This window comes from Ruegeria meonggei (genome assembly GCF_042768335.1).
Classification (GTDB): domain Bacteria; phylum Pseudomonadota; class Alphaproteobacteria; order Rhodobacterales; family Rhodobacteraceae; genus Ruegeria; species Ruegeria meonggei.
The window spans coordinates 3,403,358-3,426,775 of sequence record NZ_JAXHBT010000001.1; the positions used below are offsets into that span (position 1 = coordinate 3,403,358).

23 protein-coding genes are annotated in these 23,418 nt (G+C 58.3%); 13 read left to right on the forward strand and 10 right to left on the reverse strand.

The genetic code is table 11. The annotated features are described in order from the left end of the window. Positions 1-19 precede the first annotated feature (19 nt). Positions 20-1,204 carry a TIGR03862 family flavoprotein gene (locus SJY13_RS16870; protein ID WP_377192507.1) on the forward strand — a complete coding sequence of 395 codons (1,185 nt, stop codon included), beginning with the start codon at positions 20-22 and terminating at the stop codon, positions 1,202-1,204. Here the strand turns inward: SJY13_RS16870 and holA are convergent. The 4 genes from holA to SJY13_RS16890 form a co-directional block, all read right to left on the reverse strand. Continuing rightward, entirely contained in the window at positions 1,201-2,229 is a 1,029-nt protein-coding gene (gene holA, locus SJY13_RS16875) for a DNA polymerase III subunit delta (RefSeq protein WP_377192509.1), read from the reverse strand. The genes SJY13_RS16870 and holA overlap by 4 nt on opposite strands. After that, positions 2,226-2,717 carry an LPS assembly lipoprotein LptE gene (gene lptE, locus SJY13_RS16880; protein ID WP_085823398.1) on the reverse strand — a complete coding sequence of 164 codons (492 nt, stop codon included), beginning with the start codon at positions 2,715-2,717 and terminating at the stop codon, positions 2,226-2,228. Before lptE ends, holA begins: the two co-directional genes overlap by 4 nt. Further along, on the reverse strand, positions 2,704-5,241 hold the full coding sequence (gene leuS / locus SJY13_RS16885; RefSeq protein WP_377192511.1) for a leucine--tRNA ligase: 2,538 nt from the start codon (positions 5,239-5,241) through the stop codon (positions 2,704-2,706). Before leuS ends, lptE begins: the two co-directional genes overlap by 14 nt. Positions 5,242-5,313: 72 nt before the next feature. After that, on the reverse strand, positions 5,314-5,799 hold the full coding sequence (locus tag SJY13_RS16890) for a DUF3576 domain-containing protein (RefSeq protein ID WP_377193690.1): 486 nt from the start codon (positions 5,797-5,799) through the stop codon (positions 5,314-5,316). 283 nt (positions 5,800-6,082) lie between these two features. On the opposite strand from SJY13_RS16890, the gene SJY13_RS16895 reads away from it, so the two are divergent. Both SJY13_RS16895 and SJY13_RS16900 read left to right on the forward strand, forming a co-directional pair. After that, positions 6,083-7,096 (forward strand): porin, encoded by a 1,014-nt coding sequence (locus tag SJY13_RS16895; RefSeq protein WP_377192513.1) that lies wholly within the window; start codon positions 6,083-6,085, stop codon positions 7,094-7,096. 102 nt (positions 7,097-7,198) lie between these two features. Next, positions 7,199-7,858 (forward strand): YggS family pyridoxal phosphate-dependent enzyme, encoded by a 660-nt coding sequence (locus tag SJY13_RS16900; protein ID WP_377192515.1) that lies wholly within the window; start codon positions 7,199-7,201, stop codon positions 7,856-7,858. Here the strand turns inward: SJY13_RS16900 and SJY13_RS16905 are convergent. Beyond that, entirely contained in the window at positions 7,842-8,342 is a 501-nt protein-coding gene (locus SJY13_RS16905) for a L,D-transpeptidase family protein (RefSeq protein WP_377192517.1), read from the reverse strand. The genes SJY13_RS16900 and SJY13_RS16905 overlap by 17 nt on opposite strands. Then, complete coding sequence (gene ribA / locus SJY13_RS16910) at positions 8,339-9,433, reverse strand: GTP cyclohydrolase II (protein WP_377192519.1); 1,095 nt, start codon at positions 9,431-9,433, stop codon at positions 8,339-8,341. Before ribA ends, SJY13_RS16905 begins: the two co-directional genes overlap by 4 nt. A gap of 162 nt (positions 9,434-9,595) precedes the next feature. Here ribA and SJY13_RS16915 point away from each other — a divergent pair, with 162 nt between their 5' ends. After that, positions 9,596-10,282, forward strand: coding sequence for a response regulator transcription factor (locus SJY13_RS16915; RefSeq protein ID WP_068337060.1), 687 nt, complete (start codon positions 9,596-9,598; stop codon positions 10,280-10,282). Between the two features lie 191 nt (positions 10,283-10,473). Here SJY13_RS16915 and SJY13_RS16920 read toward each other — a convergent pair whose 3' ends face one another. Continuing rightward, positions 10,474-11,076, reverse strand: a complete 603-nt coding sequence (locus tag SJY13_RS16920) for a hypothetical protein (RefSeq protein ID WP_377192521.1) — start codon at positions 11,074-11,076, stop codon at positions 10,474-10,476. A 255-nt stretch (positions 11,077-11,331) separates the two neighbouring features. Here SJY13_RS16920 and SJY13_RS16925 point away from each other — a divergent pair, with 255 nt between their 5' ends. From SJY13_RS16925 to SJY13_RS16940, 4 genes are all read left to right on the forward strand, one after another. Further along, positions 11,332-12,120, forward strand: a complete 789-nt coding sequence (locus tag SJY13_RS16925; protein WP_085823388.1) for an exodeoxyribonuclease III — start codon at positions 11,332-11,334, stop codon at positions 12,118-12,120. A gap of 76 nt (positions 12,121-12,196) precedes the next feature. Further along, the gene (gene trxA / locus SJY13_RS16930; RefSeq protein WP_377192523.1) at positions 12,197-13,114 is read left to right on the forward strand and encodes a thioredoxin; all 918 of its coding nucleotides are present in this window, start codon (positions 12,197-12,199) and stop codon (positions 13,112-13,114) included. 27 nt (positions 13,115-13,141) lie between these two features. Continuing rightward, positions 13,142-13,783, forward strand: coding sequence for an LON peptidase substrate-binding domain-containing protein (locus SJY13_RS16935; RefSeq protein WP_377192525.1), 642 nt, complete (start codon positions 13,142-13,144; stop codon positions 13,781-13,783). Next, complete coding sequence (locus SJY13_RS16940; protein ID WP_085823385.1) at positions 13,780-13,965, forward strand: Trm112 family protein; 186 nt, start codon at positions 13,780-13,782, stop codon at positions 13,963-13,965. Before SJY13_RS16935 ends, SJY13_RS16940 begins: the two co-directional genes overlap by 4 nt. 25 nt (positions 13,966-13,990) lie before the next feature. Here SJY13_RS16940 and SJY13_RS16945 read toward each other — a convergent pair whose 3' ends face one another. Beyond that, positions 13,991-15,253 carry an FAD-dependent monooxygenase gene (locus SJY13_RS16945; RefSeq protein WP_377192527.1) on the reverse strand — a complete coding sequence of 421 codons (1,263 nt, stop codon included), beginning with the start codon at positions 15,251-15,253 and terminating at the stop codon, positions 13,991-13,993. Positions 15,254-15,307: 54 nt separating this feature from the next. Here SJY13_RS16945 and SJY13_RS16950 point away from each other — a divergent pair, with 54 nt between their 5' ends. From SJY13_RS16950 to SJY13_RS16965, 4 genes are all read left to right on the forward strand, one after another. Continuing rightward, the gene (locus SJY13_RS16950) at positions 15,308-16,636 is read left to right on the forward strand and encodes an amidase (protein WP_377192529.1); all 1,329 of its coding nucleotides are present in this window, start codon (positions 15,308-15,310) and stop codon (positions 16,634-16,636) included. Between the two features lie 109 nt (positions 16,637-16,745). Further along, positions 16,746-17,927, forward strand: coding sequence for an aminotransferase class I/II-fold pyridoxal phosphate-dependent enzyme (locus tag SJY13_RS16955; RefSeq protein ID WP_377192531.1), 1,182 nt, complete (start codon positions 16,746-16,748; stop codon positions 17,925-17,927). Positions 17,928-17,941: 14 nt separating this feature from the next. Next, positions 17,942-20,827, forward strand: a complete 2,886-nt coding sequence (locus SJY13_RS16960) for a DNA translocase FtsK (RefSeq protein WP_377192533.1) — start codon at positions 17,942-17,944, stop codon at positions 20,825-20,827. A 40-nt stretch (positions 20,828-20,867) separates the two neighbouring features. After that, entirely contained in the window at positions 20,868-21,464 is a 597-nt protein-coding gene (locus SJY13_RS16965) for a LolA family protein (RefSeq protein ID WP_085823380.1), read from the forward strand. Between the two features lie 12 nt (positions 21,465-21,476). On the opposite strand, the gene SJY13_RS16970 is transcribed toward SJY13_RS16965, so the two are convergent. Beyond that, a complete protein-coding gene (locus SJY13_RS16970) occupies positions 21,477-22,055 on the reverse strand; it encodes a transglycosylase SLT domain-containing protein (protein ID WP_377192535.1) in 579 nt (192 codons plus the stop codon). Between the two features lie 60 nt (positions 22,056-22,115). Beyond that, positions 22,116-22,997 (reverse strand): AEC family transporter, encoded by an 882-nt coding sequence (locus SJY13_RS16975; RefSeq protein WP_377192537.1) that lies wholly within the window; start codon positions 22,995-22,997, stop codon positions 22,116-22,118. 79 nt (positions 22,998-23,076) lie between these two features. Here SJY13_RS16975 and hspQ point away from each other — a divergent pair, with 79 nt between their 5' ends. Beyond that, complete coding sequence (gene hspQ / locus SJY13_RS16980; RefSeq protein ID WP_085823377.1) at positions 23,077-23,403, forward strand: heat shock protein HspQ; 327 nt, start codon at positions 23,077-23,079, stop codon at positions 23,401-23,403. Positions 23,404-23,418: the final 15 nt, after the last annotated feature.

The following is a 23,418-nucleotide window of genomic DNA, read 5'->3' on the forward strand; positions in this document are numbered from 1 at the left end:
GGAAGGCAAGGGGGCAGCAATGGCGCAGGCAGTGATAATCGGGGCCGGACCCGCAGGCCTGATGGCCGCGCAAGAGCTGTCTCGCGCTGGGCACAGCGTGATGGTGGCCGAAGCCAAACCCTCTGTTGCACGCAAATTTCTAATGGCAGGTAAATCCGGTTTGAACCTGACCAAGGATGAACCGTTCGAGATGTTGATGCGATCCTATAGTGGCGCGGCTGACTGGCTGCACCCGATGATTGCAGAGCTCGACGCTGCCGGGGTTCAGATCTGGGCGCGGGACCTGGGCCAAACGCTGTTTACCGGCTCAACCGGTCGGGTGTTTCCCACTGCGATGAAAGCCTCTCCGTTATTGCGCGCCTGGCTTGCACGGCTTGAGGGTTCAGGCGTGCAGATCAAAACCCGGTGGCGGTGGCAGGGCTGGGACGATGATGCACTGATGTTCGACACGCAGGATGGCCGTCAGACCATCGCGGCGGATGTCACCGTGTTGGCATTGGGCGGGGCCAGTTGGGCCCGGTTGGGGTCTGACGGAAAATGGTCGCATATCTTGTCCGAACAGGGCGTTGCGCTTGCCCCGTTTGAGCCTGCGAACTCGGCCCTGTCGGTTGATTGGAGCCATCACATGAAGCCTCATTTTGGCGCTGCGCTGAAATCGGTCCGCTGGATGGCCGGAGAGCTGGGCAGCCGGGGTGAGGCGACGATTTCCGCATCCGGGCTAGAGGGCGGTGGTCTATATTCACTGACCCCGGCTTTGCGCAACGGTGATCCGCTGTTTGTCGATTTGGCTCCTGATTTGGACAAGCAGACCTTGCAGGCGCGGCTTACAGCTAAAAAACCCAAGACGACGCTGTCCCAGTGGTTGAAAAAGTCCCTGCACCTGTCGCCGCAGAAAATCGCGCTGTTTCATGAGATGGTCAGGCGCTGCGCTGTTCCACAGTCCCAACAGATGGCCGCGCTAAAGCAGCTGCCGATCCTTCACGCCGGGCTGCGCCCTATGGATGAGGCAATTTCAACAGCCGGAGGCGTCCCACGCACTGCACTGGATGACGGGCTGATGGTGCGGTCAAAACCGGGCGTGTTCTGCGCTGGAGAGATGTTGGATTGGGAGGCCCCGACCGGTGGCTATCTGCTGACCGCTTGTCTGGCGACGGGACATTGGGCCGGGCGTGCGGCAGCCGATTGGCTGCAGCGCGCCGGTTAGCGGGACCGTGCCAGCATTGCCAGACGGATCATCGCGCGTTCGACCAGCGCCATGGCCGGGGCGGTTTGCCCTGCGGACCGCAGCGACAGATCCGTATCGGTCAGCACCGTCAAAGCCGTCTGCAGCTTGGGTGCACCCCATCCTTGTGCCTGCCGCACAATCCGGTCGCGGCGTTTGCCGTAAACCGGAGGGCGCAATTTGCCGATGCCCTGCGCCGCGCCGCCGGGATCAGAGGCGCAGGCATAAAGCGTCCGAAAATGCCGGGTGGCGCCGATACATAAGCTGACCGCATTTGTGCCCTGGGATTGCAACCGACGGATCAGCGGCCCGATCTCACCGGCGCGGCCCTCGGCGACCACGTTCAGAACATCGTCCAGCGCGGCCTCGGTCGAGCCCGGCGCGCAGGCTTCGATATCATCGATGGTCAGCTCTGACTCGTCGCCGCGTTTATAGAGAGACAGCTTTTCAATCGTTTGCGCAAAATCGCCCGGGCTGATGCCGGTGGCCAACTCAGCGATGGCCGACATGCTTTCCTGCGGGATGTTCTGCAACCCGGCCTGGGTCAGGACCCGCTCAATTTCTCCGCGCGAGGGCGGATCGTCATAAATGCCAACGGCGTAGGCTGCCGGGTTTGCCTCAAACGCTTTGCGGATTTTCGAGCTGGGCTTGAGTTGTCCGGCCGTGACAATGATCTGCGCGTCACCGGGGGTCCAATCTTGAAACGCTGCGATGATCGCAGGGGCGGCGACATCGGTGGTGTCTTCGACAAACACGGCGCGTTGTCCGGGGAAAAACCCCACCGCCTTGACCGCGTCCAGCAGCAGAGCAGGATCGCCGCGCAAGTCAGCCCCCGGCATGCGGGTCAGGCGCATTTCCTCTTCGGCGCCGGGGCCCAGTAATGCGATCAGAACCTGTTGACGTTTCAGCGCCACACGCATCGCATCCGCGCCGTAGATCAACAGCCCGGCCTTATCCGCATCCGGCTTGGCGAAATACCCGTCAGCCTCGCGCGGGCTGAGCTTCATTTGGGCAATCTCGCTGAGGCGTAAAGCTGGGTGACGATCTGGTCAGACAGAATCACCATCAACCGATCGGTGGCGTCGCGTTCATCGGCCAGCGTCGACACGGTCGATCCCGCGGCAGAATAGCCAACAAAGTTGGAAACATCGCCCGACGCCAGCACTTGCCCTGTTTCATTGGACTTGAGCGTATAGTTGGCGCGCCCGTTTATCGTATAGCGGCTGGTTTCGTTCGACGTTGTGATCGCTGCGCGCTGGGACACGGTCGAGACCCGTACATCCAAAGCGTATTCCTTGCCCGAATTGGCGCTGCGACCCAACCTTTGTTCCAGATTCTGAACCAGAAGATAGCTCTCAACCGTGTTCGGGGCAGAGACCTCAACTTTTCCGTTCAGCTCCGCGCCGGCCCCGCCGGGAGCGTAGACCGGTTCAAAGCCGCAGGCGGCCAGCGCCAGCGGCACCATCAACAGGGTTCTGCGATTAAACAACGACATTTACAATCCGGCCCGGGACAACAATCACTTTCTTCGGTGTGGCACCATCCAGCGCCTTTTGCACAGCTTCGGTGCTGAGCGCGATTTTTTCAACCTCGGCTTTGTCCAATTCTTTGGCCACGCTGATTTCGGCCCGGCGTTTGCCGTTGATCTGGATCGGCAGAGTGACGGTGTCATCAACCAGCATCGCCTCATCTGCGACCGGCCAAGGAGCGGTGGCAACCAGACCTTCGCCGCCCTGATGGGCCCAGATATCTTCGGCCAGGTGCGGTGTCATCGGTGACATCAGCTGTGCCAGTGTTTTGATCGCCTGCTTTTGAGCTGCGGCACCGGCTTTGGATTTGGCCAGCGTATTGGTGAACGCATAGAGCTTTGCAATCGCCGCGTTGAAGCCAAAGCTTTCAACACCAAGTGTCACGTCGCGGATGGATTTGTGCATCTCGCGCAGCAGATCCTGATCGCCATCGCCTGACGCACCGGGATCCATGGCACCGATCTTGTCGCACAGGTTCCAGACCCGGTTCAGGTGCTTAAAGGCCGCTTCGGCCCCGGCGGCGGTCCATTCAACGTCCCGCTCGGGCGGCGAATCGGACAGGACGAACCAGCGCGCGGTATCGGCACCAAAGGCCGAAATGATGCTGACCGGATCGACCACGTTCTTCTTGGATTTGGACATCTTGGCCGAGGGGATGATCTCAACCTCGGTACCGTCGGCCAGTTTGCCGTCGGTTACATCCTCTGGCAGGTGATAGACCGGGCGGCCATTGGCACCGCGGGTCTGATAGATCTCGTGGGTCACCATACCTTGGGTGAACAGCGCATCGAAGGGCTCGATCGCCTTTTCCGGAAGGTGGCCGGTGATCTGCATCGCCCGTGCGAAGAAGCGAGAATAGAGAAGGTGCAGGATCGCATGCTCGACGCCGCCGATGTACTGGTCGACATTCATCCAGTATTCAGCTTCGGCCAGATCGGTGGGTGTTTCCGCGTTGGGCGCGGTGAAGCGGGCGAAATACCACGACGAATCGACAAACGTGTCCATCGTGTCGGTTTCGCGCCTGGCGGGCGCGCCACAGGATGGGCATGCACAATCGCGCCAGGTCGGGTGGCGGTCCAGTGGATTGCCCGGTTTGTCAAAGGTGACATCGTCGGGCAGGCGGATCGGCAGGTTTTCCTTTTTCTCAGGCACCACGCCGCAGCTGTCGCAATGCACAACGGGAATCGGGCACCCCCAATAGCGCTGACGCGACAGTCCCCAATCGCGCAGACGGTATTTGGTGACGCCTTCGCCCCAACCTGCCTTTTCGGCGAAATCGACGGTGGCGTTGATGGCCTCGTCGCCGGTAGCCTCGGTCAGGCCAGCGAAATGATCCACCCAAAGCACCTTTTCGGTTTTCGGTGGAACAAAGGCGATCTTGTCGACTGGGGTGTCGTCATCCAGCGCATAGAAGGTGTCGATCACCGGCAGGCCATATTTACGGCAGAAATCCAGGTCACGCTGGTCATGGGCCGGGCAGGCAAAAATCGCGCCGGTGCCGTAGCCCATCAGGATGAAATTGGCGATCCAGACCGGCAGTTCCCAATTCGGGTCCAGCGGATGCGTGACGCGAATGCCTGTATCATAGCCCAGCTTCTCGGCGGTCTCGATGGCCTCTTCCGTGGTGCCCCCCTTGCGGCATTCGGCAACAAATTCAGCGACCTCTTGGTTTTCCGCCTCAAGCTTCCGCGCAATCGGATGATCGGGCGAGATGCCAACAAAGCTTGCGCCCAGCAGCGTGTCGGGGCGGGTTGTATAGACGGTGATCGGCTCACCATCATCGGTGCGGTCGAACGCAAATTGCAGGCCGCGCGACTTGCCGATCCAGTTCTCCTGCATCAGGCGCACCTTGGCGGGCCAGTTCTCAAGCGTATCCAGCGCGTCCAGCAGCTCCTCGGAATAGTCCGAGATTTTGAAGAACCACTGGGTCAGCTCGCGCCGCTCGACCAAAGCACCCGAGCGCCAGCCGCGCCCGCCTTCAACCTGCTCATTGGCCAGAACCGTCATGTCGACCGGGTCCCAGTTCACCACAGCGTTCTTGCGGTAGACCAAATCAGCGTCGAGCATATCCAGAAACAACGCCTGCTGCTGGCCGTAATATTCAGGGTCGCAGGTGGCAAATTCACGGGACCAGTCGATGGACAGGCCCAGCGGCTTCATCTGGCCGCGCATGTCAGCGATATTGCCGTAAGTCCAATCCTTGGGGTGGCCGCCGATGGCCATCGCCGCGTTTTCCGCAGGCATACCAAAGGCATCCCAGCCCATCGGGTGCAGTACGTTATGCCCGGTCGCCAGCTTGTGGCGCGCAATCACGTCCCCCATCGTATAGTTGCGCACATGTCCCATATGAATGCGACCCGAGGGGTAGGGGAACATCTCAAGCACATAGTATTTCGGCTTGTCCGCCTTGTGGTTGGCGGTGAATATCCCGGCTTTGTCCCAGGCCTCTTGCCATTTTGCTTCGATTTCGGTGGCCGAATAGCGCGACATCGTGCGGTCCTTCGTGAATGAAAACGCCGGGTAAGAACCCGGCGTGGTAATATTGTGATTTTCGGCGGGTGGCTAGAGCTTGTTGTCCGCAATGCGCAACTGACGGGCGCGGGACAGGATCGCATCCTCGACTGCGCGCGTGGTTGCGGCACTGACCGGCGTGCCGCCGCTGGTGAGCAGTGATACTGACAAGGATCGCGCCGCCAGCGCCGGGTCGCTGATGTGCACGGTGGCGCGATAAGACCGGCCACCACCAGGTGGTTTGCCGTAACCTGTTACGATCACGCCGGTAAACGGATCAACTTCTTGCACGGGCAGGAAATTCAGCACATCCAAAGACGCAGACCACAAATACCGGTTCACGTTAGTGACTTGTTCATTTTTTCCGGTGTCGAACACATCCCAGATCGTTGAACGATTCGGATCGTTCAATTCACGCTCTTCAGAATTGCCGCCGACAAGATTCTGGTTGTAAGTGGTCGGGGTGCTTCGGTTGTTGGAGCAGGCAGCAAGCGCGGCGGCCAGTGAAATCAAACCGAAAATCTTTATCAGGCGCATCGTCGACAGGTCCTGTTTCATTGGGCATATGGTGTTCCCTGATACTCCTAGACAAGGTCCCGTTCAGCAACAACCCTATTCTTGTCACTTATAGGTAGGGCGGATGCCGCCCCGGGGCCAAAAAACGACTGTGACATCCTTGCACCAATTTAGGTCGAATGCGGACCATGCGTTTATGCCAAGCTTGCGTAATGGGGGCAAAAAGAGCGAAACGGTTCCCGTGCTGAGACATGTGCTGAGGCATGTGTCGAGTAGAAAAACTTTTGAAACCGAGGGAAACAAGATGAAAAAAGTTCTCTTCGCATCGACCGCACTGATCGCAACCGCAAGTGTTGCAGCGGCCGAAGTAAACTTTAGCGGTTACGGCCGTTTTGGTATTGGCTACGTAGAAGACCGTGTCAACGTGACCGGTGCTACGACCACAGCAAGCGGCGCGATCGTTCCAACCACTGCAGATTCTGACGATGCTATCCTGGTATCTCGCTTCCGCTTGAACATTGACGCAAACGTCGAAACCGACGGCGGCGTTGAGTTCTCGGGTCGTGTTCGTCTGCAGGCTGACGAAGACTCGTCCACTGGCGAAGCCAACTCGGCTGGCCTGAACGGCGCACGCTTCTCGGTCATCTACGGCGGTCTGCGTGTTGACGCGGGCAACGTTGCAGGTGCCTTCGACAACTTGGCAAACTACTACGGTAACGAAGTTGGTCTGGAACTGTTCGCTGGTCAGTACTCTGGCGTGAACTACAACTTCCTGGCTTATTCGTCGACCGGTTCGGGCGCGAACGCTGTGTTCTTCCAGTACGCAGTTGGCGATTTCGCCTTCGGTGCTTCGTATGACCAGCGCACTTTCTTCCCAGGTGGCGGTGTAACAACCGATGCTGACCGTTGGGACGTAAGCGCGACCTATACGTTCAACAACATCACTGCTGCTGTTGCGTACGGTCAAACTGACGCCAGTGGCGCTGGTAGCGACCCAAGCCTGACCGTTCTGACCTTGGGCGGTGAATGGGGCGACTTCGGCGGTACTCTGTTTGTTGCAGACGATGCGACTGAAGTTACCGCAACTGACGGTACTGCATGGGGTCTGTCGGCTTCCTATAACCTGGGTGCTGCAACCACACTGCTGTTCACCTATGGTGACGGTAATGCTGATGCCGACCTGCAGCAGGTTGCTATTGGTGCCATCTACGACCTGGGCGGCGGCGCATCGCTGCGCGGTGGTCTTGGTGTAAACGATTGTGACGTTTGCAGCGACTCCACTATGGTTGCTGACTTCGGTGCCCAGTTCAACTTCTAAGTTGATCTGAACCGTAAGGTTTAAGGGCAGGTCTTCGGGCCTGCCCTTTTCTTTTGCGCCAACATGGTGTTTCTCTGCCCGTAAAGCATGTTGAGGAACCCGATGTCGCTGCAGGAAATCACCGCCCGTATCACCCAAGCCGAAACCACCGCTGGACGACCCGCGGGGTCCGTTAAGCTGATTGCGGTGTCCAAAGTGCAGCCCAATGACCGTGTTCAGGCCGTTCTGCAGGACGGTCACAGGTGTTTTGGTGAAAACCGGGTACAAGAGGCGCTGGGCAAATGGCCGGGGTTCATAGAACAGTTCTCTGAGGTCGATCTGCACCTGATCGGCCCGTTACAGACCAACAAGGCCCGGCAGGCGATGGAACTGTTCAGTTCCATCCATTCCGTAGACCGGCCGAAATTGGCAAGGACGCTGGCGCGTCTGACGCAGGAGACCGGTACTTGCCCGGACCTGTTTCTTCAGGTCAATACCGGCGAAGAACAGCAAAAAGCGGGCGTCTTACCGGCCGAGGCAGATGATTTCATTGCCGAATGCCGGGGTCTGGATCTTCCAGTCCAAGGTTTGATGTGCATCCCACCGGTGGATGAGGAACCTGCGCTGCATTTTGCACTGCTGGCCAAGATCGCCGGGCGCAACGGGCTTGCGGGCCTGTCGATGGGAATGAGCAGCGATTTTGAACAAGCCATAGCGCTGGGGGCGACCCATGTGCGGGTGGGTTCGGCCATCTTCGGGGACCGCATCAAACCGCAGGAATAATCAACCGCGCGCCCAAGTCCACCCGGTTGGCGATCCATCGCAGATGATCGCGGCGAAAGGCAATACAGCCTTCGGTCGGATAACCGGGACGGCGCCATTGATGAATAAAGATAGCCGATCCACGATTGGGCACGGAATTGGGCCAGTTCCAGTCGGTGACCAACACCAGATCATACAACGGATCAGCGCGGCGCAGCTTTTCGTGGCTGAACGCATAGGGCGTGCTAACCAGATGATTGTACTGGTTGTCCCGACTATCATCAGACCACAGGTCGCGCGGACCGATTGGAATGGCCCACGGCACCGGCCTTGCAATCCGGTCCGGGCGGTATAGCATTCCGACGATCTGATGTACGCCGGTTGGTGTGGCCCCATCGCCTTCGCGTTTGGCGTCACTCACCCCGCCTTTACCGATTGAGCAGGGAAAGACACGCCCCGCAAACCGAACGCCACGCGGGGTCAGGACGAGGTCATCAAGGGTCACAACAAATGGCCAGATTTGGCCGCTTTCGTCGCCAGATATCCGCGGTTATGCGCAGTTTCGCCGACTTTCAACGGCACGCGTTCCGTTACGGCGATACCTGTTTTCTCCATCATCGCGATCTTTGCAGGGTTGTTTGTCAGCAACCGGACAGAGTTGAATCCCAGGGATTTGAGGATGTCCGACCCAAGGCGGAAATCACGTTCATCATCCTCGAATCCCAGCCGGTGATTGGCTTCAACCGTGTCAAACCCCTGATCCTGCAGGAAATAGGCGCGCATCTTGTTGGCCAGACCAATGCCGCGCCCTTCCTGATTGAGATACAGCAAGACACCGGCGCCCTCAGACCCCATCTGGGCCAGCGCTCCGCGCAATTGCGGGCCGCAGTCACATTTCAGGCTGCCCATCAGGTCACCGGTAAAGCAGGCCGAATGTAGCCGCGCCAGAACAGGTTTTTCACGGTCAGGGCGCCCGATTTCCACGGCATAATGCTCCTCCCCGCCGTCTTCCGGGCGGAAGACATGCAGCCGTCCGGCCTCGGACACTTCCATCGGCAGCCGCGCGGCGACAACGGAATGCAAAGCACTGCGATCCGCCAGATGCGGTGCGGCACGCGTGTGGTCGATGCAGGTCAGACCATGGGTGGCGGCAAAGTTCCGGCCTTCCTCAACCGCGACAACTACGGCCGCAGGCAACAGGCGCGCGGACTTCGTCAGGGCAATGGCAATGCGGTGTAGATTGGCACTGCCGTGCCGCTCGGTCATCAGAGGGCCCTTCATTGGTGCGCTCAGATCATCCGACGGATCGGCCACGGCCTGCACCCAGTCAATCCCGGCATCTGCCGGAACAACGACCCGTGCCAGGTCGCCATCATAGGCCCGCGCCTTCAGCGTTTCGGCCCGGCGCACAGTGACGGCAACCACCGGCTCGCCGCCAAGCCCACGTAGGTCCGCCAGCCGCTGAGCGCTGAGCGTTTCTGTCGCGATGGCCAGCACGCTGAAACCGCTGCCATCAGTCAGCGCCACCGGCAGCCCCATGCGCAAATCCGCACGGGCCCGGGCCAGCAATTCCGTGATATCGGGGATAAGACTCATCTGTGTTACCCTGTAACGTTCTGGCTTTTTCCTAGCCTGATCAGACGGAAATGTGAAACATTTCCTCCGCGTCAGACACGAGGGCGTGAGACGATTGCAGTAAACCTTGTTGATTGCATCTTCTGCACGCAAGTGATGGAAAAGGCTTAGGAGGAACCGATCATGGCTCAGCTCAAGAAAATCCTGCTGGTGGATGACGACGAAGACCTGCGCGAGGCGCTCAGTGAGCAACTTGTGATGACCGAGGATTTTGATGTGTTTGAGGCGCAGGACGGTCAATCCGCAATGGAGCGAGCCCGTGAAGCGATCTACGATCTGGTCATTCTGGACGTCGGCCTGCCTGATACTGACGGCCGAGAGCTGTGCCGCCTGATGCGCAAACAAGGCGTCAAAAGCCCGATCTTGATGCTGACAGGCCATGACAGCGACGCGGATACCATTCTGGGCCTGGATGCAGGCGCCAATGATTACGTGTCCAAGCCGTTCAAATTTCCGGTTCTTCTGGCCCGTATCCGCGCACAGCTGCGCCAGCATGAACAGTCCGAGGATGCGGTGTTTGTGCTTGGGCCCTATACGTTCAAGCCTGCGATGAAGATGCTGATCACCGAAGAGGATCGCAAAATCCGCCTGACCGAAAAAGAAACCAACATTCTCAAGTTTCTCTACCGTTCCGCAGATGGTGTTGTTGCCCGCGACGTGTTGCTGCACGAGGTCTGGGGTTACAATGCCGGTGTTACCACCCATACGTTGGAAACGCATATCTATCGGTTGCGTCAAAAGATCGAGCCTGATCCGTCCAATGCACGCCTTTTGGTCACAGAATCGGGTGGATATCGCTTGGTCTCTTGATCCGTGGTGGATTGACTTGGATCAAAGTGATACTCTGAACGTATCTTTAAGTTACTCCCAACCCGTGCATGTCCGGGTAATGACATGTACCTCCCTGTTGGACTGCCGGGCCTTAGGGCCCGGCCTTTTTTGTTAGGGTGGTGAGATTTCTAGGTCTGCTTCGAGCCCTTACCGGTCGTTACGCAGTCAGTTCAGTTGACTTTCTTCAACTTAAAGTACGCGTCTGTTTCAAATAGGCTCAGAGTTACGAGGTCTTCACCCAGCCTGTATCGTAGGACGGCTGCATCAGTTTTTGTCTTTTCTTTAGCTCGTTCCAGGCATTCGTCTTTGTCGACCACTAACTTACATTCAGCCAACAGCGCCCGCGCAATTTCTGTAGAAAGTTGGTCTTCTGCCATGAAACGTTCAAAAACCACCCCATTGGCTTTCAAGTATTCTGGTGGGGCCGTTGATTGAGAAATGCGCGATAAATTCGGCGCATGACTATAGGTCTTGCCTGAGACACTCACGGTCTGACGATGGAAAAATGCGATAACACACTGATTGTCAGCGAAAACCACTGCATATTCGATTTGTTTCGATGTGTCGTGCAGCGGATTTTGTTTTAGTGTGAAGCTGCCGGTTTGATGGACAGATTTCCATGCTTCAAAACCCGGGCTGCAATATTCGACAGACGCTAAAACCTGTTCGTGCATTGATGCCTTGCTGACGTTGTTCGGCGTTTTCGCGCAACTGATGAGTAAAAGTCCCAAGAGAACTCCTACGGATTTTGCAAACAACTTTCCAATTTTCATCTAATATCTTCTTTCGGTAAGTAAGCGCCTAGCTATGTATTGCGGCCACTCTAAGTGTATGCGGCTTTTGGCTAGTTGTCCGCCCAGTAGCTACGCAGCCAACCAATCTTGGTCAATAAATCAGGAGAGAACCAATGGCAGGTTTGTCCGCGTAGCTGCCATTGAGCAAACTATATCACTCAGCGGCCTTTTCTCATGGCACCCTATCTCGCACCACGCTAACCTGCGCCAATCGCGACAGAGGAATCCCCAATCATGTCCTTCACCCTTGCCACCTGGAACATCAACTCGGTCCGCCTGCGCGAGCCCATCGTGCTGAAATTGCTGCAGGAAGAGGCGCCGGACGTCCTGTGTCTGCAAGAGTGCAAGTCACCCGTCGAGAAAATTCCGACCGAAGGGTTTGCTGAACTGGGCTATACCCACATGGTTGCGCGCGGGCAAAAGGGATATAACGGCGTCGCCATTCTGTCGCGCTTGCCGATCGAGGATGTTGGTGACAAGGATTTCGCCAGCCTGGGCCACGCCCGCCACATTGCCGGACGGCTGGAGAATGGCGTGACCATTCACAATTTCTACGTCCCCGCCGGTGGTGATGTGCCAGATCGCGAGAAGAACGAGAAGTTTGGCCAAAAGCTCGATTATCTCACCGAAATGCGCGATTGGTTCCATGCGGATAAACCGCAGAAATCCATTCTGGTCGGTGATCTGAACATCGCTCCGCGCGAAGATGATGTGTGGTCGCATAAGCAATTGCTCAAGGTTGTCTCGCATACACCGGTTGAGGTCGATCAACTGGCCGAAACGCAAGGTGCAGGTGGCTGGGTGGATATTACCCGCCAGGACATTCCTGAAGGACCGCTTTACAGCTGGTGGTCCTACCGCGCGCGGGATTGGGATGCTGCAGACAAAGGGCGGCGTCTGGATCATGTCTGGGCCACGCCAGATATCTCGAACTCGGGGCATTCCAGCCGTATCCTGCGCGACGCGCGCGGGTGGGAAAAACCCAGCGATCACGCTCCGGTTTTTGCGACATTCGACCTGTAATTGCGCAACTCGGCCCTTGGTTTCTGACCCCTGGGGTTGCATATAGGGCGCAAACCAGAATGAAAGTGTGAATGCCATGGATCTTTTGAACGCCGCCACCGGCTCTGCTGCCGCTGATCTGATCAAGGACGGGTCCGAGGCTACGTTCATGGCCGATGTCATTGAGGCATCGCAGGACACGCCGATAATCGTCGATTTCTGGGCCCCTTGGTGCGGCCCGTGTAAAACGCTCGGACCCCTTTTGGAAGAGGCCGTGACGGCCGCAAAAGGTGCGGTGAAGATGGTCAAGATCAACGTGGACGAGGCGCAGGCCATCGCGTCGCAACTGCGTATCCAATCTGTCCCGACCGTCTATGCCTTTTTCAAAGGCCAACCTGTGGACGGGTTTCAGGGCGCGGTGCCCGGGTCCGAAATCAAGGCCTTTGTGGACCGCGTGATCGAAGCAGCAGGCGGCGAAAGCCCCGGCGGCCAGTTGGAAGACGCCGTGCAGGCTGCCGAGGAAATGTTGGCCGATGGCGCAGCCGTTGATGCCGCGCAGACCTTTGCCGCCATTCTGGGCGAAGACCCAAACCACGCCGCTGCCTATGGGGGATTGGTGCGCTCGCATATCGCGTCGGGTGATCTGGACCAGGCCGAGGCCATTCTTAATGGCGCGCCTGCCGAGATCTCGACCTCGGCCGAAGTCGAGGCGGCGCATGCCCAGCTGGAACTGGCCAGACAGGCGGCAGATGCCGGTCCGTTGGCCGATTTGACCGCTGCGGTCGAGGCTGACGCCAGTGACCATCAGGCCAGGTTCGATCTGGCACAGGCGCTGCATGCCAATGGCGATGTGGAAGAGGCTGTGGCGCAATTGCTGGAGCTGTTCCGCCGCGACCGCGAGTGGAATGACGGGGCAGCCAAGGCGCAGTTGTTCACGATTTTTGACGCGCTCAAGCCGAACGATCCGATTGTTCTGAACGGCCGGCGCAAGCTCAGCTCGATGATATTTGCCTAATTCGGGATCAGAGCTACACTCGGGTACATGATGCATCCCGCTGACCTTCCGGAAACGGTATCCGTTTTTCCATTGCCCGGGGCGCTGTTGCTGCCCCGCGCGCGCCTGCCGCTGCATATTTTTGAGCCGCGATACCTGCAAATGCTGGACGATGCCCTCAAAACGCAGGAACGATTGATCGGCATGGTGCAGCCCAATCCCTGTCAGAGCAACGAAGACAAGCTGCATCTGATTGGTTGCGCCGGTCGCGTCACACAGTTTTCCGAAACCGAAGACGGCCGGTATCTGATTACGCTGACCGGGATTTCGCGTTTTCGTATCCGTGCGGAACAGGACGCTTTTACACCTTATCGGCGGTGCACCGTCTCGTGGGACGGGTTTGACCGTGATCTGGGCAAAGCCGAACATGACAATAATTTCGACCGCGCCAACTTTCTGGCATTACTGGAGCGGTACTTTTCGTCCCGCCAGATGTCCACAGATTGGGACACGCTCAAGGATGCGGATGATGAATTGCTGTTGAATTCCCTGTCTATGCTGCTGGATTTCGACCCCGAGGAAAAACAGGCGCTGCTGGAAGCGCCCTGCCTGCGCACCCGGCGTGAAACGCTGGTTACCCTGATTGAGTTCGCCATGCGCGGCGGATCGAACGAGGAAAAACTACAATGACCGAAAACGAACACGCCTTTGATCGCCATATGCTTGAGGCGCTAATCTGTCCGCAAAGCCATACGACCTTGCACTACGACGCTGACAAACAAGAACTTGTGTCCAAAGCTGCCGGTCTGGCGTTCCCCATCCGCAATGGTATCCCGGTGATGCTGGTGGATGAAGCGCGCGAATTGGACTGATCGTACCCGTAAACGCGGGCGGGACCTAAATCGCCCGCCCTTGCAGCAGTTTAGGCAGGTCTCCGGTCAGTCCAGCCGCTTCACGTACGAAGCCGCGGCGTAACCCGGGCAGAGAGCCTATCAGCCCCATTCCAAAATCGCGACCCGCACGTAGTAGCGGATTGTCGTTCGAAAACAGTTTGTTGAACACATCCGTCGCCATCGTCAGTGCTGCGGTGTCGAACCGCCGCCACTCTTGATAGCGTTCCAGAACCAGTACCGAGCTGATATCCTCGCCGCGCCGACCGGCCAGTGTCAGCACCTCGGCCAGCGCGCCGACATCGCGCAGCCCTGCGTTCAGGCCCTGACCGGCAATCGGGTGCATACCATGGGCCGCGTCGCCAACCAGGGCCATACGATCACCGATGAAGGAATTGGCGATAGTCAGGTTCAGCGGATAGGTGAATCGATCGCCCTGCAGGCGGATGTCGCCCAGAAAATCGCCAAAGCGAGGGCGCAGAACCTGCAGATAGTCATCCTCGGACAGGGCGTTGATACGCTTGGCCATTTCGGTGCGCTCGCTCCAGACGATTGAGCTGCGATTGCCGGTCAGTGGCAGGATGGCCAGCGGACCGGGGGGCATAAAGAACTGATGCGCGATACCGTGATGGGGCAGGTCGTGCTCGATGGCGCAGACCAAAGCGGTCTGGCCGTAATCCCAACCGCTGCGTTTGATCCCCGCGCGAGTTGCAGTGCCGCTACGGCGCCCGTCGCATCCGACCAGCAGGCTGCCGGTCAGGGTGGCGCCATCGTTCAGGGTCAGGGTGACGCCGGTCTCGTCCGCCTTTTGCGCAACGACGGTCTTGCCACTGATCTGCGAGATGCGCAACTCTTCGACCATCGCCTCCAGAAAAGCGCGACGCAGGTGGCGGTCTTCGACCATGTAGCCCATTGGACCTTCTTCAATCTCGGCATGATCGAAATGCATGAAGAACGGCGACGGACCAGCGCCGGCATGCCCATCGGTAACCTTGATCTCAAGCATGGGCTGGGCCTGATCCGCAATCCGCGCCCAAACCCCGGTCGCGTCCAACAAACGCTGAGAAGCCAGCGCCAGCGCATAGGCGCGGCCATCAAAGGCCGCGTCCTTGCGCAGCTTTTCGTCCAGCGCATCAATCACGGTGACCGTATGACCCGTTTGCGCCAGTGCCAAAGCCAGGGCCGGGCCGTTCAGGCCGCCGCCTACGATCAGAATATCCGACATGTGTTCCATGGCTCGCAATATGCGCGCCCTTTCGGGATTGTCCATGTGCGGTCCTGTCGCTACCGTCCGATACACCACAGGATTTCGAAGGGGGCAGGGATGCAGGACTGGCTGAGCATGACGGCATGTGATCTGGGCCGCGGCATTGGCATGGGGCGCATTGATCCGGTTGAGCTGACGGAAACGTACCTGTCCGCCATCGACGCGCATCCACATCAGGACCGGATCTATGCCCGCGTCACCCACGACCGAGCCCGGTCTGAGGCGCAGGCTGCGCAGGCGCGGGCCAGCCTGGGACTGCGCCGATCCCTGCTGGACGGTGTACCGATCAGCTGGAAAGACCTGTTCGACACAGCCGGCACCGCGACCGAGTCAGGCTCGGCCCTGTTGAAAGGGCGCGTGCCCGAAGCCGACGCGCAGGTCGTGCGCAACGCCACCGCGATGGGCACCGTCTGTCTTGGCAAAACCCATATGAGTGAGTTGGCCTTTTCCGGTCTGGGCCTGAACCCGATCACGGGGACGCCGCCCTGTGTCGATGACGTTGACGCGGTGTCGGGTGGTTCGTCCTCGGGGGCCGCGGCTTCCGTCGCGTGGGGCCTGGCGGCCTGCGGAATCGGGTCGGATACCGGCGGTTCCGTGCGTATCCCCGCGGCCTGGAACAACCTGGTCGGTCTGAAAACCACTGCCGGGCGCGTCAGCCTTGAGGGCACCGTGCCGCTGTGTCTGCGGTTTGATACGGTTGGTCCCCTGACGCGTTCGGTTGAGGATGCCGCGCATATGCTGGCCTTACTGGAGGGCGGCAGTCCTGCGGATCTGCGTGGGGCCAGCCTGCAGGGCCGCTGCTTTGCCGATCTGCAAAACGTCGCCAAGGATGATCTACGCGCTGCGCCGGGCAAGGCCTTTGATGACGCGCTGGACCGCCTGCGTGATGCCGGGGCGGAAATCGTCCCATTGGAAGTGCCGGAATTGAACGAGGCGATGGGCCTGTCTGGCGTTTTGTACACGACCGAGGCCTACGGCCTGTGGCGCGATGTGATCGAAGCCAACCCCGAGGCGATGTATCCTGAAATTCTGGAACGATTCCGGGCGGGTCGTGATGTCTCTGGCCCTGACTACATCGCGGCCTGGTCGAAACTCAAGGCGTGCCGGGCGGCGTGGGATGCCGCAACCGCCGGGTTTGACGCTGTTTTGGCCCCTACTGCACCGATTCTACCACCGAATCTGGATCGGCTGATGAATGATCATGACTACTATGTCACCGAAAACCTGCTGGCCCTGCGCAATACGCGCATTGGCAACCTGATGGGGCTGGCCGCGCTGACGCTGCCCACCGGGACACCGGGTTGCGGGGTGATGATGATGGGCTATCCGGGCTCGGAAGAGGCCCTGTTAAGGCTTGGATCCGCGGCCGAAGCGGCATTGGCTTGAATGCCACAATCCCCTGATTCGGCACCTCTTTGTCTGGACGAAGTGGCTCTGGCTCTGTAACCTGCTAAAAAAACGGGGCGAAAATGATCCCGGTATTGAGGCAGTAGTTATGAATTTCCCCGAGCGGTTTTCGAACCTACCGGAATATGCATTCCCGCGTCTGCGCACCCTGTTGGATCACCACCAACCGGGTGGAGACGTCATTCACATGACCATCGGCGCGCCCATGCATGACTTTCCGTCCTGGGTGACGGACGTGATTGCGGATAATGCTGCCGGGTTTCAGGGTTATCCGCCAAACGAAGGCACACCCGAATTGCGCGGGGCGATCACCGACTGGATCGCGCGCCGCTATGGCGTCACGATGGACCCGGACGCAAATGTGATGGCCCTGAACGGCACGCGCGAGGGGTTGTACAACGCTGCCATGGCGCTGTGCCCAGAGCAGAAGAACGGCGAGAGGCCGGTTATTCTGTGCCCGAACCCGTTTTATCAGGTCTATATGGTCGCCTCGATCTCGGTCGCGGCCGAGCCGGTATTTGTACCCGCCACAGCCGCCACCGATCATCTGCCCGATTACGCTGGTCTGCCCGAGGAGGTGCTGAACCGCACTGCTGTGGCCTATATCTGTTCACCCGCCAACCCACAGGGGGCCGTTGCATCGCGCACGTACTGGGCCGAACTGATCCGGTTGGCTGAAAAATACGATTTCCGCATTTTCGCCGATGAATGCTATTCCGAGATTTACCGCGATGAGGCCCCTACAGGTGTTCTGAGTGTCGCACAAGAGCTTGGCGCCGATCCTGAGCGGGTCACGCTGTTCAATTCGCTGTCAAAACGGTCGAACCTGGCCGGGCTGCGGTCCGGTCTGATTGCAGGCGGTCCCGAGACGATCAAACGGGTCAAGCAATTGCGCAACTATGCGGGCGCTCCGCTGCCCACACCCCTTCAGGCCGCTGCTGCAAAAGTCTGGGCAGATGAGGCGCATGTGGTCGAAAACCGCGCGCTCTATCAGGAAAAGTACGAGATTGCAGATCAGGTCTTTGCGGGTCTACAGGGTTACATGCCGCCCGAGGCCGGGTTTTTCCTGTGGCTGCCGGTCGAAAATGGTGAAGAAACCGCATTGAACCTGTGGCAGAAAACCGGTGTTCGGGTGCTGCCCGGCGGATATCTTTCTCAAGGTGATCCGGGGAAAAACCCGGGCGAGCAATTTATCAGGGTCGCAATGGTGGCCCCAAAAACAGAGATGCGGCAGGGGCTGATCAAGCTCCGCGACTGCATCTATTCGTGAGGTACGAGGGCAAAATGGCATCATATAATGCGCGCAACCGCGATCCATTGCTGGACAGCACCACGCAGGCCGCCATCGAGCGGCGCAGCAAGGAGCTGATCGGGCTTGCCCTGATCCTGTTGGGGTTGGCTTCTGCCGCGATGATCTGGTCCTACACGCCGGATGATCCGAACTGGATGGTGTCAACTGATACCGCAGTTCAGAACTGGCTGGGGCGTGCTGGGGCATCGATCATTTTTGTTCTGAATACGCTGTTTGGACTTGGTTGCTGGGGTATCGCCGTATTTCTTCTTGTTTGGGGCCTGCGTTTTGTAACGCATAGCGGCATCGAGCGTCTGTTCTGGCCAGCTGTTTTGTTTGCGCCTTGGCTTTTGTTGATCGCACTTCATATGGAAACTCTGAACGCTAGCTCCGACTGGCAATCCAGCCACTCCTTCGGACTGGGCGGTATGCTGGGTTACACGTTCCTCGGCGCGTTGCTGTCCTTGATGCCTACCGGAATGGTCTTTGCGGTAAAACTGTTGTCCCTTTTGTCTTTGCTAGCGGTTTTCGCGGTAGGCTCAGTGGTTCTGGGCTTTACCAAGGCTGATGTACGCAAGGGTTTTCGCGCCTTTCTGCTTGGCCTTGTCATGGCCTACGACATGCTGATGAATCTGCTGGGCCGTGGGGCGGTTGCCACCGCGCAGGCCGCGCGCGACCGACATGCGCAATGGGAAGAGCGTAAAACTGCCCGTGCTGATGCTATGTTTGATGACGAACTGGCCTATGAAGACCCAGTATTCGAAGAATATGAGCCCGCGGTGTCGGAGCCTGCAAAAATCGGTCTACTGTCGCGTATTCCTGACCTGATCCGCCGCCCCGAGCCGATGCCGGAACCCGAGCTGATTGATTGCGAACCTGTCTCCGGTTTCGATGAGATGCCGGGCGAAGATCGTATCCGTTCAAAGATCTCGGCAGCCGTCCGCAGTCGCAAGGTCGCAACAGGTGAAATGACACCCGAGCCCAATCCGGACTTGCCACTGACCAAAGGGCGCGGCAGAGGGCCGGACCCGTTGATTCTGAACTCTGGAGCCGCTGATGATCTGCCGCCTGAGCCGCCGGTAACCTCGGCTGGGCTGCCGCCCGAGCCAATGCTGTCGGCAGATCCCGCTCCAGAATGGCAGGAACCGCTGCATCGTGACTATGCCGCCGAGCCGGATTTCGAGGATGAGCCCGTGTTCGAGGACGCGCCAGCACCAGCCCCTCAGGCGCAACCGGCGATGAAAATCCCTGTGGCCGAGCCACGCAAGCCGGTGGTTGCACAGCCCGTGCGCCGTACCCCACCGCCTTCGCGCAGGGCCCAGGCCGAGGCACAGCCCGCCCTGTCTTTCGAAGACAAGCATTCGGATTTCGAACTGCCACCGCTGAGCCTGCTGTCGAACCCATCCAGCATTGAACGCCACCACCTCAGCGATGAGGCGTTGGAGGAAAATGCACGCATGTTGGAAAACGTGTTGGATGATTACGGCGTCAAGGGCGAGATCGTCAGCGTCCGCCCCGGCCCTGTTGTCACCATGTACGAGTTGGAACCGGCCCCGGGCCTGAAAGCGAGCCGGGTTATCGGTCTGGCCGACGATATCGCGCGCTCGATGTCGGCATTGTCGGCACGTGTTTCGACCCTGCCGGGGCGCTCGGTGATCGGGATCGAACTGCCCAATGAAAACCGCGAGATGGTGGTGCTGCGCGAAATCCTTGCCAGCCGTGATTTCGGCGATGGCAACCACGCGCTGCCACTGGCGCTGGGCAAGGATATCGGCGGCGAATCCATGGTCGCAAACCTGGCCAAGATGCCTCACTTGCTGATTGCGGGGACAACCGGTTCCGGTAAGTCGGTCGCGATCAACACCATGATCCTGTCGCTGCTGTATAAGCTGACACCGGACGAATGTCGCCTGATCATGATCGACCCCAAGATGCTGGAGCTGTCCGTCTATGACGGCATTCCGCATCTGCTGTCGCCCGTTGTGACCGACCCAAAGAAGGCGGTTGTCGCCTTGAAATGGGTCGTGGGCGAGATGGAAGACCGCTATCGCAAGATGTCCAAGATGGGCGTGCGCAATATCGCGGGCTACAATGGCCGCGTAAAAGACGCGCTGGCCAAAGGTGAATTGTTCAGCCGCACTGTCCAGACCGGGTTTGACGACGAAACCGGCGAGCCAACGTTCGAGACCGAAGAATTCGCGCCCGAGGCGATGCCCTACATCGTCGTGATCGTCGACGAGATGGCTGACCTGATGATGGTCGCAGGTAAAGAGATCGAAGCCTGTATCCAGCGTCTGGCGCAAATGGCACGAGCCTCGGGTATTCACTTGATCATGGCGACGCAGCGCCCGTCGGTCGACGTGATCACTGGCACCATCAAGGCGAACTTCCCAACCCGGATTTCGTTCCAGGTGACCTCGAAAGTCGACAGCCGGACCATTCTGGGTGAAATGGGGGCCGAGCAACTGCTGGGGCAGGGCGATATGCTGTATATGGCTGGTGGCGCCAAGATCACCCGCTGCCACGGCCCGTTTGTCTCGGACGAAGAGGTTGAGGAAATCGTCAACCACCTGAAACAGTTCGGCCCGCCCGATTACGTGAATACCGTGTTGGATGGCCCGGCCGAGGACAAAGCTGACAATATCGACGCGGTTCTGGGTTTGAACACCGGTGGCAACACCAACGGAGAAGACGCCCTGTACGATCAGGCGGTGGCGATTGTGATCAAGGATCGCAAATGCTCGACCTCGTATATTCAGCGGAAACTTGCCATTGGATATAACAAAGCTGCTCGGCTTGTTGAGCAAATGGAAGATGAAGGCGTTGTTTCATCGGCAAATCATGTCGGTAAGCGCGAAATCCTCGTCCCCGAGCAATAGGATATTTAATAACAGGGGCAAAAAGCCTATCTGATACCTCATGAAACAGATTGCTTTTGCCCTTGCCCTGACATTGGCCGCCCCCGCCGCGTGGGCCGCGGATAAGTTGCCATTGTCGCAGATCTCCAACTATCTGAACGATCTCAAGACCGTTGAGACCACGTTCACGCAAGTCAACGATGACGGCTCGCTCAGCACCGGTAAGCTGTGGATTGAGCGGCCCGGAAAGATGCGGTTCGAATATGACCCGCCCAGCAGCGCGGTTGTTCTGGCGCGTGCCGGGACGGTGCAGATCTTCGATCCCAAGTCCAACCAGCCGCCGGAACAATACCCGCTGAAGCGAACGCCGCTGTCACTTGTGTTGGCGCGCAATGTGAACCTGGGACAGGCCAATATGGTTGTGGGTCACGACTTTGACGGCACGGCGACGGTTGTCACTGCGCAGGACCCGAAAAACCCCGAATCCGGCCGGATCGAGTTGATGTTTACCGGCGATCCCGTCGAGCTGCGCAAGTGGGTCATTCACGACAACGCTGGCAGCCAGACAACCGTGTTGCTGGGTCAGCTCAGCACGGGTGGCAACTTCAATAACAGCTTGTTCTCGAAATCAAAAAGAAGCGGGTCAGCCAATCGCTGACCCGCGTTTCTTTCAATGGCGGCAACCCGCCAGCTGCGCCTGATACAGTTGCGCGCGCGCATCCACATCGTTGGCGACATTCAGTAGCCAGGTCTTGCTGTAATGGCTGCCGCGTGCATAGCCCGTGTGGCCTTCGTGGTAGGCCAGATACTGATTGCGCGTGTCGCCCAGGTTGATGCCGTTGCGCTGATTGGTCTTGTTCATGTACCAGCCGATAAAGTCCGACGCATCGCGAATCCTGTCCCGCTTGGCACGGCGTTTGCCGGTTTCGCGCTGGTATTCGTCCCATGTGCCGTCCAGCGCCTGACTGAACCCATAAGCGCTGCTTTGTCGGCCCATCGGGATCACGCCCAGAACATATTTATGCGGTGTGCGCGCGTCATGCTTATAGCGGCTTTCCTGATAGATCGTCGCCATCTGAACGTGAACCGGGACGCCCCATTTCCGCTCTGTGCTTTTGAATGCCTTGATATAATCGGGACGCTCTCGCGCAATGCTGCACGCATCATTGAGTTTGGAGGGGGGGTGTTTGGTCCCACCACAGGATGCCAAAAGCAGCACCCCGAAGAGTACGAAAAGAATTCTGCTCATGTGCCTCGTGCCTTTTTTCTTTATTCTAGCGCAGATTGAGCTTTTAGGAAATCACAATCGTTACAGAACAATAGCTAGAATTAGAGGTAAAGCACCCACAGACAGCACGGTTGAGACCATGACCATGCCCGCTACAACGTCTGCATCCGCATCGAACCGTTCGGCCAGCAGATAAGATGTCACGGCTACCGGCGTACACATTTGCAAAAGTAAAACGCCAAAGGCGATCGGCTCCAGGCTGAAAATGGTGCCAAACCCCCAACCGAGAGCAAAGCAAACACTGAGTTTCAGCAGCGACAGCCATATCGCCTGACCCAGACTGCGCGTTGTCAGACGGGCGATTGCGACCCCGACAGTGATCAGCATCATCGGGATCGCCATCTGGCCCAGCAATTCCAACGTGTTGGTCAGGAACACTGGCGTTTGCCAGCCCCGCCATAAAAACACAGCCCCTAGCAGCGTGGCCCAGACCATCGGTTCGCGCGCGGCTTTTCCAAAGCCGCCTTTTCCGGCCACCAGATAGATGCCGTAGGTAAAGGACAGCAAAGCGGTAACCGCCAGAAAAACAACCGCATAGCCCAACCCGGCCTGGCCAAAGGCAAATACGCACAGGGGCAGACCCAAATTACCGGTATTCCCGAAAATCAGCGGTGACAAATAGGTTCGGCGATCCAGCCCACGAAGCCGCACGAACAGCTCAAATACCGAAGCCAGCCCAATATGGCCGACAATCGCGGCCAAGGTAAACCGGGTCAGTTCACCCGCCGGAATCTCGGTTTGCATCAGCGCAACAAATATCAAGCTGGGCACCGCCAGGGTCACACCCAGGCGCGTGACAAACTCCAACCTGTATTCAAATCCCAGCTTGACCCAGGTAAAACCAATCCCTGCCAACAAAAAAACCGGCGCAACGATTTCGAACACTGTCAGCAGAAGGTTCACAGACTGTTTCCCCTAATTTCAGATCAATGATTGGCATTTCCGCCCGGAAAGAGGTAATAAGACCATTGGGGGCCGACAAATGCTGAAGACACAAGCCAAGTACCGCCTGGGCCAGGTGGTCCGCCACAAAAAACATCCCTTCCGAGGGGTGATTTTTGACGTGGACCCGGAATTTTCAAATACCGAAGAATGGTACGAGGCGATTCCGGAAGATAGCCGGCCGATCAAGGATCAGCCGTTTTATCATCTGCTCGCAGAAAACGATCAATCCTTCTATGTTGCTTATGTTTCTGAACAAAATCTGATTGCCGATCAATCTGGCGAACCAGTTGAGCATCCCGATATTCCAGATATGTTTGGCCCGTTTGAAAACGGTGGCTATCCTCTCCATTTTCATCTGAACTAACGTCGCACGTGTGTA

Excerpts from the sequence above, each read along its gene's own strand:
- SJY13_RS16870 (WP_377192507.1), top strand. The coding sequence starts at position 20 with ATGGCGCAGGCAGTGATAATCGGGGCCGGACCCGCAGGCCTGATGGCC.
- holA (WP_377192509.1), bottom strand. The coding sequence starts at position 2,229 with ATGAAGCTCAGCCCGCGCGAGGCTGACGGGTATTTCGCCAAGCCGGAT.
- lptE (WP_085823398.1), bottom strand. The coding sequence starts at position 2,717 with ATGTCGTTGTTTAATCGCAGAACCCTGTTGATGGTGCCGCTGGCGCTG.
- leuS (WP_377192511.1), bottom strand. The coding sequence starts at position 5,241 with ATGTCGCGCTATTCGGCCACCGAAATCGAAGCAAAATGGCAAGAGGCC.
- SJY13_RS16890 (WP_377193690.1), bottom strand. The coding sequence starts at position 5,799 with ATGCGCCTGATAAAGATTTTCGGTTTGATTTCACTGGCCGCCGCGCTT.
- SJY13_RS16895 (WP_377192513.1), top strand. The coding sequence starts at position 6,083 with ATGAAAAAAGTTCTCTTCGCATCGACCGCACTGATCGCAACCGCAAGT.
- SJY13_RS16900 (WP_377192515.1), top strand. The coding sequence starts at position 7,199 with ATGTCGCTGCAGGAAATCACCGCCCGTATCACCCAAGCCGAAACCACC.
- ribA (WP_377192519.1), bottom strand. The coding sequence starts at position 9,433 with ATGAGTCTTATCCCCGATATCACGGAATTGCTGGCCCGGGCCCGTGCG.
- SJY13_RS16915 (WP_068337060.1), top strand. The coding sequence starts at position 9,596 with ATGGCTCAGCTCAAGAAAATCCTGCTGGTGGATGACGACGAAGACCTG.
- SJY13_RS16920 (WP_377192521.1), bottom strand. The coding sequence starts at position 11,076 with ATGAAAATTGGAAAGTTGTTTGCAAAATCCGTAGGAGTTCTCTTGGGA.
- SJY13_RS16925 (WP_085823388.1), top strand. The coding sequence starts at position 11,332 with ATGTCCTTCACCCTTGCCACCTGGAACATCAACTCGGTCCGCCTGCGC.
- trxA (WP_377192523.1), top strand. The coding sequence starts at position 12,197 with ATGGATCTTTTGAACGCCGCCACCGGCTCTGCTGCCGCTGATCTGATC.
- SJY13_RS16935 (WP_377192525.1), top strand. The coding sequence starts at position 13,142 with ATGATGCATCCCGCTGACCTTCCGGAAACGGTATCCGTTTTTCCATTG.
- SJY13_RS16940 (WP_085823385.1), top strand. The coding sequence starts at position 13,780 with ATGACCGAAAACGAACACGCCTTTGATCGCCATATGCTTGAGGCGCTA.
- SJY13_RS16945 (WP_377192527.1), bottom strand. The coding sequence starts at position 15,253 with ATGGACAATCCCGAAAGGGCGCGCATATTGCGAGCCATGGAACACATG.
- SJY13_RS16950 (WP_377192529.1), top strand. The coding sequence starts at position 15,308 with ATGCAGGACTGGCTGAGCATGACGGCATGTGATCTGGGCCGCGGCATT.
- SJY13_RS16955 (WP_377192531.1), top strand. The coding sequence starts at position 16,746 with ATGAATTTCCCCGAGCGGTTTTCGAACCTACCGGAATATGCATTCCCG.
- SJY13_RS16960 (WP_377192533.1), top strand. The coding sequence starts at position 17,942 with ATGGCATCATATAATGCGCGCAACCGCGATCCATTGCTGGACAGCACC.
- SJY13_RS16965 (WP_085823380.1), top strand. The coding sequence starts at position 20,868 with ATGAAACAGATTGCTTTTGCCCTTGCCCTGACATTGGCCGCCCCCGCC.
- SJY13_RS16970 (WP_377192535.1), bottom strand. The coding sequence starts at position 22,055 with ATGAGCAGAATTCTTTTCGTACTCTTCGGGGTGCTGCTTTTGGCATCC.
- hspQ (WP_085823377.1), top strand. The coding sequence starts at position 23,077 with ATGCTGAAGACACAAGCCAAGTACCGCCTGGGCCAGGTGGTCCGCCAC.